Source organism: Oceanicaulis sp. UBA6590 (assembly GCF_002433705.1).
Taxonomy (GTDB): Bacteria; Pseudomonadota; Alphaproteobacteria; order Caulobacterales; family Maricaulaceae; genus Oceanicaulis.
Genome location: NZ_DJIQ01000023.1, coordinates 1,571 through 17,658 on the forward strand (window position 1 = coordinate 1,571; position 16,088 = coordinate 17,658).

The 16,088-nt window shown below is 63.3% G+C and carries 16 protein-coding genes and 1 tRNA gene; 6 read left to right on the forward strand and 11 right to left on the reverse strand.

All coding sequences use genetic code 11. The features are described 5' to 3' along the window. The 5 genes from B2Z70_RS05130 to egtB form a co-directional block, all read right to left on the reverse strand. A partial coding sequence (locus tag B2Z70_RS05130) for an efflux RND transporter permease subunit (RefSeq protein WP_292981791.1) occupies nt 1–2,621 on the reverse strand: 2,621 nt, incomplete at its 3' end. Beyond that, nucleotides 2,618–3,736 carry an efflux RND transporter periplasmic adaptor subunit gene (locus B2Z70_RS05135; RefSeq protein WP_009801187.1) on the reverse strand — a complete coding sequence of 373 codons (1,119 nt, stop codon included), beginning with the start codon at nt 3,734–3,736 and terminating at the stop codon, nt 2,618–2,620. The genes B2Z70_RS05130 and B2Z70_RS05135, both read right to left, overlap by 4 nt. 80 nt (nt 3,737–3,816) lie before the next feature. Next, nucleotides 3,817–4,590: a hypothetical protein gene (locus B2Z70_RS05140; RefSeq protein WP_292981794.1), complete on the reverse strand. Its 774-nt coding sequence runs from the start codon at nt 4,588–4,590 to the stop codon at nt 3,817–3,819. Nucleotides 4,591–4,726: 136 nt separating this feature from the next. Beyond that, the gene (locus tag B2Z70_RS05145) at nt 4,727–5,497 is read right to left on the reverse strand and encodes a class II aldolase/adducin family protein (protein ID WP_292981797.1); all 771 of its coding nucleotides are present in this window, start codon (nt 5,495–5,497) and stop codon (nt 4,727–4,729) included. Between the two features lie 113 nt (nt 5,498–5,610). Beyond that, entirely contained in the window at nt 5,611–6,885 is a 1,275-nt protein-coding gene (egtB, locus tag B2Z70_RS05150; protein WP_292981800.1) for an ergothioneine biosynthesis protein EgtB, read from the reverse strand. Nucleotides 6,886–6,993: 108 nt separating this feature from the next. On the opposite strand from egtB, the gene B2Z70_RS05155 reads away from it, so the two are divergent. The 4 genes from B2Z70_RS05155 (at nt 6,994) to B2Z70_RS05170 (ending at nt 9,941) form a co-directional block, all read left to right on the forward strand. Further along, on the forward strand, nt 6,994–8,040 hold the full coding sequence (locus B2Z70_RS05155; protein ID WP_292981803.1) for a DUF2336 domain-containing protein: 1,047 nt from the start codon (nt 6,994–6,996) through the stop codon (nt 8,038–8,040). Nucleotides 8,041–8,087: 47 nt separating this feature from the next. Further along, entirely contained in the window at nt 8,088–8,846 is a 759-nt protein-coding gene (locus B2Z70_RS05160) for an NAD kinase (RefSeq protein WP_009801192.1), read from the forward strand. Between the two features lie 102 nt (nt 8,847–8,948). Then, nucleotides 8,949–9,425 (forward strand): response regulator, encoded by a 477-nt coding sequence (locus tag B2Z70_RS05165; protein ID WP_050752891.1) that lies wholly within the window; start codon nt 8,949–8,951, stop codon nt 9,423–9,425. A gap of 24 nt (nt 9,426–9,449) precedes the next feature. Beyond that, nucleotides 9,450–9,941, forward strand: coding sequence for a hypothetical protein (locus tag B2Z70_RS05170; RefSeq protein WP_009801194.1), 492 nt, complete (start codon nt 9,450–9,452; stop codon nt 9,939–9,941). A 50-nt stretch (nt 9,942–9,991) separates the two neighbouring features. Here B2Z70_RS05170 and spbR read toward each other — a convergent pair whose 3' ends face one another. The 3 genes from spbR to B2Z70_RS05185 form a co-directional block, all read right to left on the reverse strand. Continuing rightward, nucleotides 9,992–11,146, reverse strand: coding sequence for a SpbR family protein (gene spbR, locus B2Z70_RS05175; RefSeq protein WP_292981809.1), 1,155 nt, complete (start codon nt 11,144–11,146; stop codon nt 9,992–9,994). Nucleotides 11,147–11,232: 86 nt separating this feature from the next. Continuing rightward, a complete protein-coding gene (locus B2Z70_RS05180) occupies nt 11,233–12,033 on the reverse strand; it encodes a lytic transglycosylase domain-containing protein (RefSeq protein WP_040612449.1) in 801 nt (266 codons plus the stop codon). A 56-nt stretch (nt 12,034–12,089) separates the two neighbouring features. Next, nucleotides 12,090–13,316, reverse strand: coding sequence for an NAD(P)/FAD-dependent oxidoreductase (locus B2Z70_RS05185; protein WP_292981812.1), 1,227 nt, complete (start codon nt 13,314–13,316; stop codon nt 12,090–12,092). Between B2Z70_RS05185 and B2Z70_RS05190 the strand changes: the two genes are divergently transcribed. Beyond that, on the forward strand, nt 13,315–13,734 hold the full coding sequence (locus B2Z70_RS05190; protein WP_292981814.1) for a DUF6491 family protein: 420 nt from the start codon (nt 13,315–13,317) through the stop codon (nt 13,732–13,734). The two genes, B2Z70_RS05185 and B2Z70_RS05190, sit on opposite strands and share 2 nt — an antisense overlap. Nucleotides 13,735–13,764: 30 nt before the next feature. Here the strand turns inward: B2Z70_RS05190 and B2Z70_RS05195 are convergent, their stop codons facing one another. From B2Z70_RS05195 to B2Z70_RS05205, 3 genes are all read right to left on the reverse strand, one after another. After that, nucleotides 13,765–14,415, reverse strand: coding sequence for a hypothetical protein (locus B2Z70_RS05195; RefSeq protein WP_292981816.1), 651 nt, complete (start codon nt 14,413–14,415; stop codon nt 13,765–13,767). 199 nt (nt 14,416–14,614) lie between these two features. Next, a tRNA-His gene (locus tag B2Z70_RS05200) sits at nt 14,615–14,691 on the reverse strand. Nucleotides 14,692–14,804: 113 nt separating this feature from the next. Next, entirely contained in the window at nt 14,805–15,599 is a 795-nt protein-coding gene (locus tag B2Z70_RS05205; RefSeq protein ID WP_009801200.1) for a M48 family metallopeptidase, read from the reverse strand. 171 nt (nt 15,600–15,770) lie between these two features. On the opposite strand from B2Z70_RS05205, the gene B2Z70_RS05210 reads away from it, so the two are divergent. Next, nucleotides 15,771–16,088: AsmA family protein (locus B2Z70_RS05210; protein ID WP_292981818.1), on the forward strand; the 318-nt coding region annotated here is incomplete at its 3' end.

Consider the following 16,088-nt stretch of genomic DNA (forward strand, 5'->3'; position numbering starts at 1 on the left):
TCGAACTGGGCCGCCAGCACCAGGAAGACGATCAGCAGGGCGAGCCCGAAGGCGAAGTAGATCGCATTGTTGGATCGCAGGAATTCACGCACCTCGCCCACATAGGTGGTGCCCACTTCCGGAGGCAGGGTGTCCGCCGCCCACTGGTCGAGCCATTCCACGGCCTGACCGATGGTGTAATCGCCCTGGATGGTGGCCGACACCGTCACCGCGCGCTGACGATCAATGCGGGCGCGGCTGGGCGCCTCGCCCACTTCACGCAGGTTCACGAGGCTGGAGAGCGGAATGAGATCGCCGGACTCGGCCCTGACAAACAGGGTCTCAAGATCGTTCTGGCTGGAACGGTCCGCCTGACGGTTCTCAAGGATGACGTTGTAGGCCTCGCCCCGGTCGATGAACTGGCCCACGCGACGCGATCCCAGATGCGTCTGCAGCGTGCGGCTGATGTCGGAGACCGACACGCCCAGCGCCGCGGCGCGTTCCCGATCAATATCCACCAGAAGACGCGGCGCGGTGGGCTGATAGTCCTTGCGCGCCCGGATCAGGTTCGGATTGCGTTCGGAGATGTCGGCGATCAGGCGATCCGCCTCACGGTTGAGCATGTCGTAGTCGGGGCCCTGCAGGACGAACTGGATGTCGTCGCCGCCCCCGCCGCCGCCCAGGGGCGAGCGCATGGAGACGAAGGCCCGCACGCCGGGCAATTGTCCGAGACGCGCATTGATCTCGTTGACGATCTCATCACCCGGACGACGCTCGTCCCAGTCCGCCATGCTGCCGATGACGATCCCGGAATTATAGCCCGATCCGCCCCATCCCGGAGACACAACCAGCACCCGGCGCAGCTCGCCAGTCTCGAGATAGCTGTTCACGACCTCTTCGGCCTGCATCATCTGGCCGGTCATGTAATCAAAGCTGGCGCCCTGATGCGCCTGAACGAAACCGAAGAAGCTTCCGCGATCCGAAGGCGGGGTCAGCTCGCCCGGCAGCTTTGAGAACATGAAGGCCGAGCCCGCCACAGCGACGAGAATGAGCGGCGCCACGATCCACGGCACGCCCAGGATCAGCTTAAGGCTCTGACGGTAGGAATTCTGAACCTTGTCCAGGCCGTCATTGACCCATTTCGCAGGACCACGCAGCTCCGTGCTGGGCTTGAGGAGCTTGGAGGTCATCATCGGAGACAGGGTCAGAGCGACAAAGCTCGACAGCACCACCGCGCCGGTGATCGTCACAGCCAGTTCCGCAAAAATGCGACCAATCAGCCCCGGCAGGAAAATCAGCGGCATGAACACGGCGACCAGCGTCGCCGTGGTCGCGATCACCGCAAAGAAGACCTGACGACCGCCGCGCTCACTCGCGAGCATGGGCGGCTCGCCCAGATCCACCCGACGCTGGATGTTCTCGAGCACCACAATGGAATCGTCCACGACCAGACCAATGGCCAGCACCAGCGCCAGCAGGGTCAGGATGTTGATGGAAAAGCCCCCGGCCGCAAGAATCGCAAAGGTGCCGACCATGCAGACCGGAACCACCGCGGCGGGCACGATGGCGGCGCGGAAACTGCCCAGGAACAGGTAGATCACCAGCACCACCAGTGTCGCGGCGACCGCAAAGGTGCGCCACACTTCCTTGATGGATTCCTTGATGAAAACGGTGTCGTCGGAACCGCGAATGATCTCCATGCCTTCAGGCAATTGAGGCTGGAGCCGGTCGATGGCGGCGTTGATCTGCTCGGCGACGGCGACGGAGTTCGCCTTGCTTTGACGCACAAAGCCCAAGCCCACCATGTTCTGGCCATTGCCGCGGAACATCGCACGATGCTCTTCCGCCGCCAGTTCGACATCCGCCACTTCTCCCAGACGGATGACATGACCGTCCTCGGAAACGCGGATCGGCATGCGGGCAAAGGCCTCCTCATTGGCGAAGAGACGCTCGACGCGCACGAAAAGCTGGGTGTCGGTGGTCTCCACGGCGCCGCCGGGCGCCTCGACATTCTCCGAGCGCAGCGCATTCTCGATATCAGCGACCGTGATCGACCGGGCCGCCATTTCATAAGGATCAAGCCAGATGCGCATGGCGTAGCGGCGCTGACCGCCGATACGAACGTTCGCAACGCCGTCGAGCACCGTGAACCGGTCCACGATATAGCGGTCGGCATAGTCGGTGAGCTCTTCGGAGGTCATCCGGTCCGAACCGAGCATATACCACAGGAAGGGCCGCGCATCGCTGTCCTGCTTGGACACTTCCAGGTCCTGCACGTCATCGGGCATGCGGTCTCGAATACGCGACACCGCATCCCGCACATCGTTCGCCGCCGCTTCGATATCGCGTTCCAGCGTGAATGTGATGGTGACCCGGGACGATCCATCGCGGGAGGACGAGCTGATCGTGTCCACGCCCTCAATGCCCGACAGGCTGTCCTCAATGACCTGGGTAACGCGGTTTTCCATCACTTCGGCATTGGCGCCGGGATAGTCCGCGCTCACCGAAACCACGGGACGGTCCACATCCGGCATTTCCCTCAGGGGCAGGTCACGCAGCCCCATGAAGCCGAAAACAATGATCAGGGCGCTCGCGACAAAAGCGAGAACCGGCCTGCGGACAGCAACATCGGTCAGGGTCATTGCGCAGCCTCCCCGGTCTGGATTTCAAGGCCGCGGCCGCCGCCCTGGGCGGGCGCATTCGCTATACGCAGGGCGCCGCCCTCTCGTACGCGGTGAACGCCTTCGGCCACGATGCGTTCGCCAACCTCAAGACCACTGGTCACCTCCACCATGCCGGCGATCCGCAATCCGAGCTCGATATCTCGGCGCACGGCGACTGGCGCGTTTTCCCCTTCGGCGATGACGTAGACAAAGGTCTGTTCGTCAAACCTTACGATGGAAGAGCCCGGTATGGCCGGGCTGGTGCGTTCATCACGACGCAGCTCGACCGTCATCAGCATGCCCGGACGCAGGCGGCCGGCCTCATTGTCGATCAGGGCGCGCACCGTGACCGTGCGTGTGGCGGGATCAATCCGGCTGTCCACCTGATCCACCTGCCCAGCGAAGACCTGGTCGGGAAAGGCCGAGCTGCGCGCCCGCACCGTCTGCCCCCGCTCGATGACCGAAAGGAAACGTTCGGGGACAGTGAAGTCGAGCTTGATGACCGATGTGTCGTCGAGCTGCGCAATCACGTCCCCCGGGCCGACCAGCTCGCCCACGCTGACATTGCGAAGGCCGATGACGCCCGAGAAGGGCGCGCGAATGATGCGGTCGGCCATGCGGGCCTCGATGGCCTCGACCCGGGCGCGGGCGCGGTCATAGGCCGCCTGCGCTTCATCAAGCCGGGTGCGCGAGGCCACGCCCCGATCCGTCAGGTCCTGGATCCGGGAGATGTCACGCTGGGTTTCCCGCAAGGTGGCGCGGGCTTCGTTCAGCCCCGCTGCTTCTTCGGTGTCCAGCAGCTCGACCAGGATATCGCCTTCCTCGACCCGGGCGCCGGAGTCAAAATCGAGCCGGGCGATAATGTCAGACACCTTGGCGGTGAGGTTGACGGATTCGTTCGCTCCGGCCGTGCCCAGCGCTTCAACGACGTCCGCAAAGACTTCCGGCTGGACGGTGTACGCCGAGACCAGGGTCTCCTCACCGCGCCATCCGCCTGCCTGTTCACCACCACCGGATAAGGCGCGAACGGCCACTGCAAGCGCCATGATCGCAAAGATCACCCCCGTAGCGGCCAGAAAAAGCCAACGCTGCATAACCCCGTCTCCTGAAGAATTTCACATGCCCGATATGCGCCGTTTAATGCGAAAATCAAAAATCGCACATTTCATTGCATTTAGAATTCACGCCAAAACGACAGCATGTACGCCTGCTCGGGCGCCAATCTGTCGCTGTGCACTGAATTAATCACGCCAATCTGTAAGGAAAGCCTCTCACACAGGGGCGCAATCACGGAAAGGTGAAGGCGATGGCTCTCAAAGCGGCTGTGATAGCCGCCCCAACCGTTCTGGCCCCATGCCGAATAACCTTGGGCCAGAACGCGCCAGCCTTCAGCCGGACGGACGCCCAGCGTGAGGTCCAGACGCGTCTCGGCCCGTGCTCCGTCCCAACCTGATCGGCGTCCGAGCTGGGCCTCCATGAAGACCGCCTCTCCCACGGACCGCCCGATCTGGAGACGAGCGTCTGCGCCCCAAACCGCTTTGCCGCCCAGCAGGGGGTTCGGATCCGCGCTGAACCGCACCAGGGAAGTCTGGGCGCTCACCACCCAGTAGCCGGAAGTCAGGAGATTGGCCCGCAATCCGATCTCGCTCTCCCCCAAAGCCTGACTGACGGAACTGAGGGATCGAAGGGTCGGGGCGCCGCCCTGGCGTTGTTCAACCTGGAACCGGCGCTGTCGTGTCTCCTGCGACAAACGTCCGGTCAGCGTGAAACGGTCGGTCAGGCCGTACTCGGCATAGAGGGCGGTTTCAAACTTGGAATAACCAAACCCCTCAGCCCCCAGGTCAAACCGATGATGCCCGAACGAGGTGATGAGCAGGCCGTCTCCGGCCGGGCGGGTCCAGGCGCCTGCAAACGCAGGTGCGGAGATGATCGAAAGCAGGGCGGCCACAAGAAAGGCGGCCCCGGGCAAGAGGCCGCCAGTTCTCCGAAAGTGCTGGACGCCGCCACACATCGCGCCTCTCCCCTGGGGGAATACAAACGCAAGGGTGGCGATCCGTCCAGAAAATTCCCCTCATGGGGGATTTCTACGCGTCGTAGCCCGGGCTTTCACGATCCACGCGGCCGCGCAATGCGTGCCAGGCGATTTCAAGGAAGAGTTCATTGGTCACCCCTTCCTCGCCCTGCTTGAAGACGCGGGTCTGCATGGCGTCATCCCATTCGATCAGCTCCGCACCGGCGCCCTGCGCCAGTGTCTGGATCGAGCAGGCCCGCTCCAGAAGATACATGCGCAGATAGCAGTTGAAGGGATGGTCCCCGACCGTGAGCGTGCCGTGATTGCGCAGGATCATCAGGTTGTTCTTGCCCAGATCCCCGACCAGACGCTCTTTCTCGTCGGCGTCGAGCGCGATGCCTTCATAGTCGTGATAGGTGACATCCTTCATCACATTCATCGCGAGCTGGGAGATCGGCAGCAGACCGCGCTTCTGCGCGGAGACCGCAACTCCCTGGTCGGTATGAAGGTGCATGGCCACTTTAACGTCCGGTCGCGCATGATGAATGGCGGAGTGGATGGTGAAGCCTGCCGGATTGATGCCATAGCGAGATGGCGGCAGCACATTTCCGTCGATATCAACCTTCACCAGATTGGACGCTGTGACATCCTCGAACAGCAAGCCGAAGGGATTGATCAGGAAATGCTCATCCGGTCCCGGCACCCGCATGGAGATATGGGTGAAAAACAGATCATCCCATTTATGCATCCGGACAAGGCGGTAAAGCGCAGCGAGATTACAGCGCGCCTTCCATTCTTCCTCGGTGACCTGATCCTTGACTGAGATTTGGCTGGCGTCGTCCATAACGCTCCTCCCTCTTGATACGGCGTGCGATCCCCGCTCTGCGGCGGCTTTGTAAACACTGTTTACCGCATTTTCGCGCCCCTGCCCATGCCTCTGCAGGCCTGAGGGCGCGGCTAAAGGTCCTTCGCCAGGCGCAGGCCCGTCATCTGCCATTGAGCGTCCGGCGGAAAGAAATTGCGATAGGTCGGCCGGGCGTGATCCGGCGGTGTCAGACAGGAGCCGCCGCGCAGCACGAACTGCCCGCACATGAACTTGCCATTGTATTCGCCGATCGCCCCTTCCGCCGGCTGATAGCCGGGATAGGCGGAATAGGCCGAACGGGTCCACTCCCAGACCTCGCCATACAGGGCCTGAAAACTTGACCCCTGTTTCAGGGGCTGAGGCTCGAGCAGCCCGTCAGGGTCCGCCCAACGCCCCTGTGAAGGGGCCATATCCCGCGCGGCGCATTCCCATTCGCGCTCTTCAGGCAGACGACACCCGGCCCAGCTGGCGAACGCGCTGGCCTCGAAATAATCGAGATGACTGACCGGGGCGTCCGGGTGCAGCATCTGTTCGCCATGCAGGGTGAAGTGCGTCCACCGCCCATCCTGACGACGCCAGTAGTAGGGATGGGAACGGCCTTCCTCCTGCATGCGCGCCCAGCCTTCAGACAGCCAGTGTTCGGCTTTCTGGTAACCGCCATCCTCGATAAAGGCGAGAAACTCGGCATTGGTGACAGGCCGGCTCGCTAAGGCGAACGGCTCCAGCCACGCCTTGTGGCGCGGACCTTCATTGTCAAAGGCGAATTCAGCGCCTTCATGCCCGAATTCGATCAAGCCGCCCTCGAACCCGATCCAGACCGGATCCGGACGCGCGCCGGACAGTAGAGGCGGCGTCTGCATCTGGCGCGGATATCCGGCTTCAGGAAAGCTGTTTCGGGACAAGACATGCTTGATGTCGGTCAGGAACAATTCCTGATGCTGCTCTTCATGCGCGAAGCCGGTTTCAATCACCGTCCGGAAGGCCTGGACCGCTTCAGCATCCGCCTGATCGAACCAGGCGCTGACCGCCCGGTCCACATGAGCGCGATAAGCCAGCACCTCGTTCAGCCCCGGCCGCGTCAGGAAGCCCCGCTCCGGGCGGGCATGGCGTTCGCCGACAGCTTCATAATAGGAGTTGAACAGATAATTGAAGCGCGGATCGAACGGCGTGTAGCCAGCCTGGCCCGGCTTGAGGAGAAAGGTCTCCCAGAACCAGGTGACGTGGGCGAGATGCCATTTGCCCGGCGACACGTCCGGCATGGTCTGCACGCAAAGATCTTCAGCAGTAAAGACTGCAGCCAGGGCCTCCGTTCGCGACCGAACCGCATTAAAGCGGGCCTTGAGATCAGTAAAAGCACCTGCATTCATGTCTTTAGGCACTGCAATCTCCGCCGTTGCTAATGATTCACTAACTAAGATTCAGTCAGTTTGTTTCCTACGAATCGCATGGTCAGGCCGATTTCGCATGAGGGGTTAATGCTGCGTTCGACCTCAGACCCGCTGGCTGGACGCCCGCCGCCCTCGGAGCGCGCGGGGCAAAAGGCGTTGGCTCTGGCCGATCTTTGCACGCTTCGGGCGCTGCCTGAACCGGTGCTGTGCGAGATTGACGCGCATCTCACAGGGTTTTTACGCGCAGCGGAAGCGCGCGTCCGGGCCCGGGCCGCCATTCGGCTGGCCGAGTGCCCGTGGGCGCCGGTAGAGGCGATCCGCTCGTTGGCGTTTGACGCCTTTGAAATCGCCTCGCCCGTCCTTCAGCATTCCGAACGGCTGAAGGAACAGGATCTGTTGGCGCTCGCCGCCTTGGGGCCGCAGCAACGCCTTGCACTCGCTCGGCGCAACACGATCAGCGAAAAGCTGGCGGAACGCCTGTGTTCCTTCGGCGAGCGCGATTGCCTTGAAAAGCTCTTCCGCAATCTGGGCGCCAAGCTCAATGCCCGGTGTGCAGAACAGACCGCCGATCTGATCAAGGCGGATTGCCTGTTGCGGGAGGCTCTGTCCGGGCGTGGAGCGCTTGAAGTCGAGTTCGCCCGCAGCCTGTATGAGATCGCGGGAGACGCCGTCTACGCGCTGCTGGACGACATCTGCCCCCAGGCCCTGCCCCGACTGGCGGGGCTGGATGCGAGGCCGGACGCAGTCGATCTCGACGCCCTGGGCGAGACACTGAGCCACCAGCTTCACGAGATCGAGGCGCTGAACGCCGAGGATGTGCTTCGCGCCACGCAGAACGGTCGCACCGACATCGCCGATCATGCGGTGGCGCGCCTGACCGGACTGGAGCCGGCGGACTGGCGCCAGACACTGCGACGTTCGCCCGTGCGCGTGGCGATTCTTGCGGCGCGCGCCATGGCGATGAGCATTGATCACGCCCATCTGTTCTATGCCGCCCTGTGCGAGCAGGGCCGCGCTCATCCCTTGCCCGTTGAATCCGCAAAGCGCGCCGTGGGGGAGCTTTATCAGCAATACTCACGCGACGCCGCACGTCAGGCCTTGCACCGGATGAGTGCAGACGGTTCAATCCATTAAGCCCTTCCCCCCTTCCCGAATTTCAGGGCGAGCTGACTGGAGCCGACATGCGCCTGGCTTACCACGCCTCCGATCGTGACGACGCCCAAGCGGCGAAGGCGGAACTGATTGAACGCTATGGCGAAGTGGATTTGCTGGACGCCGACGTGCTGATCGCCTTGGGCGGGGATGGCGTCATGCTCGACGCCCTGCATTCGGTCATGGGACGCAAGATACCGGTTTTCGGCATGAATTTCGGCTCTGTCGGCTTTCTGATGAACGAGCCGCGGATGGATGAGCTGATCGAGCGCCTGAGCCAGGCTGAGCGCGCTGAAATCCACCCCCTGCGCGCCATTGTGCGCGATACGCGCGGACAGACCTTTGAAGCTCTCGCGATCAATGAGGTCTCGCTGCTGCGTGAAACCCGCCAGACCGCCAAGATCCGGGTCAGCGTGGACGGCAAGACGCGCCTTGAGGAACTCGCCGCGGACGGCGTCCTCGTGGCCACGCCCGCCGGATCAACCGCCTACAACTTCTCCGCCCATGGACCGATCCTGCCGCTGGACGCCACCTTGCTGGCGCTGACCCCCATCAGCGCGTTCCGCCCCCGACGGTGGCGCGGCGCGCTACTGCGTCAGTCCTCGATGGTGCGCTTCGACATTCTCGAGCCGCGCAAACGCCCGGTGGCGGTCGTGGCGGACAACAAGGAGTTCCGCGACGCGGAAACGGTGACGATCTGCCAGGCGCCGGGCCACACCCTGACGATGCTCTTTGACAAGGGCCGCGCTCTGGATGAGCGCATCCTTCTGGAACAATTCGCCACCTAACCCCATGGCTTACCGGGCATTAAAGACTGATTGCTAGGGTGGGGACACACTGGCAGGGAGCCCCTCTTGAAGCCCAGCGACGCCTATCTGACCCTGGATCGCATGACGGTGCTGATTGTTGACGACAATGCGCCGCTGCGCGGGATATTGCGCACGATCCTTCACGCCATGGGCGCTGCAAGAATCTATGAAGCCAGCGATGTCCCCGCTGCAATGGATATCCTCCAGCATGAGCATCTGGACCTGCTCATCTGTGACTGGAAGATGAAGCCTGTCGACGGGATCGAGCTGGTGCGCTGGGTTCGCAATCCCGCGAAAAGTCCGTGCGCCACCCTGCCCATTCTCATGCTGACCTGTTATGCTGACGCCGAGCGCGTGAAACGCGCGCGAGACGCTGGCGTGACTGAATTCATGGTGAAACCGTTCAGTCCGGAAAGCATTTACCAACACATTTCGTCGATGTTTAGAAAACCAAGGCGTTTTGTGGATTCGAAGAGCTTTTTCGGACCTGATCGGCGCCGTAAGATGGATTCGCGCATTGGCGATGACCGACGCGTGCGTTCAGGGGTCAAGAGTTAGATCGGGAAGCGGAGCCTCCTCAGCATGGCAAAACCTGACAAATCGGTTGAGATCATCAATCCGCCGAACATGCTCAAGGCCAAGGTGGGCGGCAAACTGCCGCCTGCTGACCAGGCAGCGATCGAACGCGCGGAAATGGCTCTGGGCCAGATCAAGCATCAATTCCAGGACTGGCTGGCCGAAGAGGTCACCAAGATGGAAGCCCTGATGGATTCAGTCAGTCAGGACGGTCTGCTGGGCGAGAGCGGTGAAATGCTCTTTACCTGCGCCCATGATCTGCGCGGTCTCGGCTCCACCTATGAATTTCCCATCATTTCGCGGATTTCAGGCTCTCTGGCCAAGCTGATCGAGACCAAGCAACGCCGGTCGATCGCCCCGATCGCGCTGGTTCGCGCCCATGCAAGCTCGATCCGCGCAGCGCTCATCCAGAATATCCGTTCTGATGAAGACCCGGTCGGTCGTCAGCTCGCTGAAGAGCTGGAAACCCAGGTTGTGGCGCTTGTCGGCGCGGATTGATCCGCGCCGACCGTAATCGTTCCTGTAGTCGAAGTCCCGGTTTGCGGACGCTAGCTGGCCGCCGCGAGATGGCGACGGCTCAGCTCGGTCTCGTCGGCATCCAGACGATCCATGATGTAATCCAGCTCGGCCTGAGGCACGCCCTGGAACTGGGTCAGGATGCGTTCGGCGAGCAAACGGCGGAAACGGACAATGTCCGGCGTGCCGTTCGGGCCGATTTCAAGCGAATGCCAGGCTGACACGGCGGCGCGCGCCACCGGCAGGATCCGTTCGGGCATGCCTGCGCGTTTGAAGAGGGTCTCAAGCCCCAGAGAGCCGGCGTCATGAACCAGAAGCCAAGCCTTCTCATGGCTCAGTCCGGTCAGTTCGGCCATGCAATGCTCGAAGAAGCTCATATGGCCGCGGAAGAGCGAGCGCAGGATCAGGGACGGCGTCAGCCGGCCATTCATCTGCAATTGCTGCACGAAACGGCGCGGCTCGTCCGACAGGCCCGCCTGCTCGACGAGATCCACGGTCGCCCGCTCACGCGCGCCTTCCGCCAGCTCGACAGCCAGCTGGGCCGGCAAGGCATGCCGGTTGACCAGCTTCTGCATCGCCTCGTCCGATATGTGGGCGATGAGCTTCTCGGTGATGTTCACGGGCAGCGCATTGCGCAGGACGAACTGGTCCAGCACATCCGCATCGCCATCAAACCGGTTGAGCGCTGAGGCATAGCCGCGCTCGTCGAACCGGGCGCCATTATTGGACGCCAGGATCTTGACCGCCTCGCGATCGCCCAGCTCCACAAGCTCGTGAACCACGCTTTCCGACACCGAGGACCGGGCCGCTACGGCCGCCTGACGCCGCGCCGAGGAAGTGCGGACGATCTCCACAAGGTCGTCATCGCTCAGAACCGGAGATCCGGCGATGACCGGCAGGGCGATTGAATCCATATCCTTGGCGAGCTTGCGCGCGACATCCGGGGGCAGATGCGTGGAACGCTGCAAGGTCACCGACAAGGAACGGCGCACCATTTCAGCCGCGTCTTCAGCGAGGAGGCGGACCACCTCGGCGCCGATGGCGCGTTCGTCGTCACTCAGGTCCACGGACGCAAAGCGCGCGCAGAATTTGCGGGCGGCGAGCGCGCGGCCTTCAGAGTCTGTCGCACTGGACAGGCGCTGAATGTCGTCACGGGTCAGTCGCGCACGAAGGGTCTGAACAGTCATGGCACTACAAGCCTCATTCTAGGTCTGTTCGCGCCTCTAGCGTCTCAACAAGAAGTTAACGACCTGTTGCGCGACTTATCGCCGTTTCATCTTTCGGAAGAGGAACGCTCCGGAGCGCGCAGGGACGCGAGGATCTCGACCACCGCTGGAGAGAGCACCCCGTCGCCTACCCGCGCCGCGCCATATCCGCCCTGGGCGAAACGCGCCCAGGACGAGGCCATGGCCGTCACCGGCGATGAGGCGTCCGTGACCTGGGCGACCTCACGCGTCAGCGTGACCGCTTCACCCGTCAGCTTCTCCATCAGCTCCCCGGCGTTCAGCGCCCGCCCATTGTCGTAAAACACTGGACGGTTCGCCGCCGCAGCGTTCGGGAACAGCTGATCAGCCCTTTGGGTCGGGTTGGATTCCACACCCTGGATAAGGCGGATCGCGCCGCCTGCGCCGAGGAAATGCGCAGCATAGAGTTCGCCGCTTGTCGGAGAGCGGCCAATGGCGCTCTCGATCCGCGAGGCGTTTTCCGCCGCCAGCTCGCCCGCCATGAAAGCAGCGGCCTGCGGATCAAAGCGCAGATTGAGCACGGCCTCTCTTTGAGACGGATCTGAAATTTGGAAGCGTCCGTCAGCATTCTGTTCGATCGAGGCCGCAGCGTCGCCCATGCCATGCTGGTCGCCATAGCGGGCGACCATGGCGAACCAGGTCTGCTCGATGAACTGGAACATGCCCGCTGCGCTGGACGTTGCGGCCCGCGCCCCGGCGTCAAAACCGCTTTCGCGAGACGCCGTACGCATCAGGAAATCGAAATCCGCCCCTGTGCGCTCCGCCGCCTGCGCAATCAGTCTGGAAGGCGTGAAGGCGTTGCCGCCCGCAGGATTGATGGGATTGGACATGGCGCTCACCGCGAATCGTTACCCGTTCACGATGACAGCGATGTGGTAAACATTCGTTAAGACCTGAGCGCCTGGCGCTGCGGGGAAAAGTAGTCAGCAGTCGCGCTTCGGGGCGTCGCGCCCATGGCTTCCAGCATGAGTTCGGCCATGCCCGGCGCCGAGAGCACGCCATTGCGATAGGCGCCCAGGGCCAGATAGAGCCCCGGCGTCACTTCCCCGACGACCGGCATGGCATCGCGCGATTGCGGACGCAGCCCGGCCCAATGCTCCACGAAATCAGCCGACTGCAGCCCGGGCAGGGCCTGTCGGGCCGCCTTCACCAGACGCTCAAGCGTCTCAGGATCAGTCTCAAGACTGGTCTTGCCGGGCTCAACACTGGCGCCGGCGATCAGGCGTCCTTCGGACTTGGCGGCCAGATAGATCGAGAGCCCGCGCACAACACGCCGCGGCGCCTGCCCTGACGGCAGGTCAAACCGGACCATCTGCCCTTTCACGGGGATCATGCGCGCACCCTCGGCAAGCTCGACAAACCGCTCCGCGCCGGTGGCCAGGATGACGCAATCCGCCTGGCGCTCCGCCCCGTCCGACATGCGGACGCCAACCACCCGGCCGCCCTGGCGCACCAGGGATTCCACACGCATTCCTTCCTGGACTTCGCCGCCCCTGGCGCGAATGGCGTCTGCAAGAACAAGGCCCATGATGCGGTTATCAAGCTGGCCATCGTGCGGAAACACCAGGGCGCCCAGCCCCGGGGCGAGCACAGGTTCAATCTGGCTCAGAGTGCGGGCGTTCACACGCTCCGTAACGACGCCGAACCGGCGGGCCAGAACCTCCGCCCTATCAAGCCGCTCATGGTCCTGTGGCTGGAACGCCGGCGTCAGCGATCCCCGCTGATCATAGCCCAGGCGATGGGGGCTGAGCGCCTGCACTTGCGGCGCCCAGTCGCCCCACAGCCTCTGGGACCGCCTGAGAAAGCCCGCATAGGGATCGGCGAGCGGATGCCCCGGCTCCAGTTCAAAACAGGCCTCGAATCCGGCCGCCAGCATTCCGCCAGAGGCCCAGAGGGCGCCGCGCCCGACCTGCGCGGCTTCAAGGACAGTCACACGTGCGCCCGCACTCGCCAGCGCCCAGGCGCAGGCCAGTCCGACCGCGCCGCCCCCAACGATCAGGGTGCGATCGGGAAGGTTCTGGGCTAGACTGCGAGCGGGCATGGGGCGGGTCATCCCGTAGGGCGTGAAGACATCAGCGCGTTTGATGTACTCCGACATGAAAGGCATAGCCATGGTGCAAGCTGCAACCGTATCGGCCCTGTGTGCATGGGTCGCGCTCTCCGCCGCGCTGACCGCGCCTGAACAGGCCCGGGCCCAGGACGCTGACGAAACCACACGCGACTGCGTCCGCATCATGAACATCAACGGCTATTCGACGCTGGATGACCAGCATCTGCTGCTCAATAGCGGAGCCAGCCGACACTATCTCGTGACCACGAGGCGCTCCTGCTACGGGCTTGAACGCGGCATGCAGGTGGGCCTCAGCTTTCCCGAACGCACCCGGATCTGCAATGCGAGCCTTGAGTATGTGGTCGTGCCGGATGGCGGGCGTTGCCGCATCTCCACGATCGAGGAGGTGGAGGACGCCGACGCCGCCCGCGCCCTGATCGAGGCGCGCGCCGAAGCCGGCGCCGACGGTGACAGCCGCTAGCAGCGGTCAGCTTCCAGGTGCAGTCAGAGCCTAGCTCGCCGCTTCGGACGCGCGTTCTTCCTGCTCGACACGCGCGGCGCCGTCTTCAAGCACGGCGAGGCAATCGCGGATGAAACGCTCGCCGTCATGCTCGGTGCCCGTATCCATCCAGGACCGGCCCAGCGTGCGCGTGTAGAATTCGATGATCGGGCTGCGCCAGCGATCAAGAGTGCGCGTGCGTTCGGGCGCTCCACGGGCGCCCCGAGCCGCACTCTCCAGCGCCGCTTCGTAGACATCGCGCAGATAGGTCAGGGTCGAGGGCGCGTCCGCGAGCAGAGCGAGAGAGGTTTTCGCGGCGGACTTCACCTGGCGGTCGCCTTCGCGCAGGGCCGCGGCATGGGCGGAATCCGCGCCGGCGGGGCCAGCCTCGTGCATGTCCGGCACGAGCTCGATCAGTTCAGAAAGCAGGCATAATCCCTTGCGCAGATCCTGGCGCAGGCGAATGGTCTGGGTGGGGCGCCCGCTGAGCTGCATCTGGTCGAGATAGACCCGCCCGGCCTCCTCCAGCACCCGCTTGAGTGCGCCGCGATGAAGGGTCTTGATGTCATGCCGAGCGGAAATCCGATCGAGATCCGAGTCCGAATAGATCGGATCATTCTCGATGATCACAAACTGGGCGCCGCCTGAACTCAACCGTCCCATATCCGCCTCATGGCTGGAGATTCGCTTAAGGAAAATATGGTGTCGGAAAACGCCGAACTAACAAGACCTCGCGTTAACGATTTGGGCGGAACCTGTGGAGCAACTCGATAACCCCCAGCAGAACAAGGGTTTGAGAATCACAATTCGCCCCACACGCGAAAGCCGCGTCTGAAGGCTCCATCCTGTCTTGAAAGGAAGATGGTACCGCCTCCCCGGTTCGAACGGGGGACCTCTAGATCCACAATCTAGCGCTCTAACCAACTGAGCTAAGGCGGCACGCTTTGCGCCCTGTCGGGGCGGGAGCCCTCACGACAGGGCGCGGAAACTAGCGCCGGGCGCGACGGCGCGCAAGACCCGTTTCTGCGCTTTGCGCACCCGTGCTCAGCGCCCTAGGCATAGCCTTGTTCAGCAATGTGACGCTGCAGATTTTCAATGCGCGTGGCGTCAGACGGGTGGGTCGACATGAACTCCACCGGGCGACGGGCGTTCTGGGCCGATTTGGCGCGCCAGAACTCCAGCGCCTCGGACGGGCGATAGCCGGCCCGGGCCATGTAATCGACGCCCAGGATATCGGCTTCCAGTTCATGCTGACGCGAATAGGGCAGCAGCACGCCATAGGTCACGCCCGTGCCCAGAATGCCCGACCAGGTGTCGAGATTCTGCACGTTGGCCGCCCCGAGCCCGGCATTGACCACAGCGAGCCCGAGGCCGGCCGTCGCTTGCTGGCGCGCCCGCTGGGCGGCGTGATTACGGCTGAGATGCGCCACTTCATGGCCCATCACGGTGGCTACCTGGTCATCATTGCTCATAGTCTCAAGGATGCCGCGATAGAAAGCGACCTTGCCGCCGGGCAGGACCCAGGCGTTCTGCTGATCTGAATCGAAGACCACGAATTCCCACTCATACTGGGTCAGACCCGAGGCGGGCACGATGCGTTGCCCGACGCGGCGGACAGTGTTGTTCAGTGTCCGGTCCCGGCTGATGGTTTCCTGCTGGCGCGCCTGCTCCCAGGCCGCCTGGGAGGCCTGCATGATCTGGGCGTCCGAGACCAGCGCCGCGCCCAGCCCGCCGCCATCCGTCGCACACCCGGCGAGCGGGAATACGGTTCCAGCCGCCAGGCCCACCAGCAATTCACGCCGGCCCATGGTGACGCGCGGCAGTGCGTTGAGTTCGTCTTCGGTCATGGATCGTCCCCTGTTCCAGCTTTTTGGCGCTTCGCCATCAAATCGCCCTCTCCCTCCCTTACCGGCTGGGGTCTGGTTGAGCGATATGGTAAATCATTGTCGCTGATCGCGGGAATTCCGCAAGCTCAGCCTCGTCGCCGCCGCCCTACCGCGCTCTCGGGAGACACCTTCATGCGCCGTCTGCTTATCGCTCTTCTGGTTCTTGTCATTCTCGTGATCGGCGTCGCCGTACTGGCGCCCGCCCTGATCCCCACGGACCTGATCCGCGAGCGCACCGAGACCGCGGCGCAGGAGGCTCTGGGCCGGGAGGTGACGCTGGCCGGCGATATCCGCTTGCAGGTGCTGCCCCAGCTTCAGGTGCGCGCCAATGACGCCCGCATCGCCAATGCCGAAGGCTTTGGCGAGGAGCCCTTCGCCGAGATGCAGGAAATGCGGGTCGCGGTGGCGCTGATTCCGCTTTTGCAGCGCCAGATCGAAATCGAGGAGTTC